The organism is Listeria sp. SHR_NRA_18, assembly GCF_003856515.1.
Taxonomy (GTDB): domain Bacteria; phylum Bacillota; class Bacilli; order Lactobacillales; family Listeriaceae; genus Listeria_A; species Listeria_A newyorkensis.
In genome coordinates this window covers 1-1,276 of sequence record NZ_QPKR01000039.1, presented here as the reverse complement: position 1 = coordinate 1,276, position 1,276 = coordinate 1, and the positions used below count along the sequence as shown (strand labels likewise).

Sequence of the window (1,276 nt, the reverse complement as noted above, 5' to 3'; positions counted from 1 at the left end):
ATTTTATGGAGATGCGCCTAGCTGGCATGAGCGCGATGCTGGCCAAGGGTAGAAAATCATTCTTATCTGGTTATGAGCGAAAAATCTTACACCACTTTCGTATGATAATCTACGCTTGCTAAATACTACAGAAACAAATGACAGGAGTGATAAAAATATGCTAGAAGTGCTATTTTCCAACGGAAAGGAGCTGGATATACAAGAAGGCTTGCGCCTTTCCTATGAAAAAGCGATGGCGCTGGGTATTCGAAAAAATGAAGAATTAATAGCGTCCAACCGGACCGGAGTATGTCAGTATCAGCTCTTATTCGAAGATAAAATGATTTATGAGTCGCAACTGAAATTTCCGTACGAACTATTCGATTTTGAACGCATCATGGAGGAAGAATTGGCAGGGACGGCAGAAGGAAATGTTTTGTTAGCGTGGTTGGCCGATCAAGTGCATCCAAAGAAGAAAAAAGATGCTGCTTCCAAAAAAGTAAAGGCACCACGAGAACCAAGGGAGAAGAAAGTACGGGAGAAAAAACAGCGGCAACCATTCCAATTAAACAGACCGCTCAAATTGGCAATCGCAGTGGGTACGCTCGTTTTAATTGCTGTTGCTGCGTTATGGATGGCCCCAAATCTTCAAAGCGAAGAACCAAGCTATGAAGGGCTAATAAAAAGTGGCGATTATGTAGGTGCAGCCAAGATGTATGAAGACAAAACCGAAGATATTCGGCAAACATTGTTTCAAAAAGCGCTTGATTTAGGAGATAAAGGGCAAAAAACGTACCGAACATTTGCCAAAGCGTACCCATCTAAAACCAGCACGTTGGACATCGCGATACTGGATGGTGATTATAAGGCAACGATCCAAGCGTATGAGCAATCTACGGAGTTGTTTCAGAAGGATAAAACACGTATGCAGCTAGTCGGCTATGCATACTTGAAAAATAAAGACCTGGAGAAAGCGAAACAAATCGAGGAGGTGTACCCTAACTTAGATTTAGAAAAGCGCTTGGCACAATATGAGCAACTCGTCTTGTCAATTGAAAGACGCGAAAAGCTGATGAAAGAATTACAGAAAGACCCGATCAAAAATGAAAAAGCGATCCAAGCAACCATTGAGTTGCTGTTCAAAGACAAGGCAGCTTTAGAACAAATTTAAGAAGGAGGTCTATTTATGTGTGCTGGAGCTGTATTTGATGTAGCTAATCTAGCGAAAGAATCTCCAACGTTTACCGGGGATCCATTTTGGCCGTATGACAAGCTTTTAGGGGATGTCAGTAAAGAC

Annotated in this window: 1 protein-coding gene; it reads left to right on the top strand. The window is 42.0% G+C overall.

Annotated elements, in window-relative coordinates; all coding sequences use genetic code 11:
- Positions 1-157 precede the first annotated feature (157 nt).
- On the top strand, positions 158-1,150 hold the full coding sequence (locus DUK53_RS17020) for a hypothetical protein (protein WP_124893231.1): 993 nt from the start codon (positions 158-160) through the stop codon (positions 1,148-1,150).
- Positions 1,151-1,276: the final 126 nt, after the last annotated feature.

Coding starts and splice junctions, on each gene's coding strand:
- DUK53_RS17020 (WP_124893231.1), top strand. CDS start 158: ATGCTAGAAGTGCTATTTTCCAACGGAAAGGAGCTGGATATACAAGAA.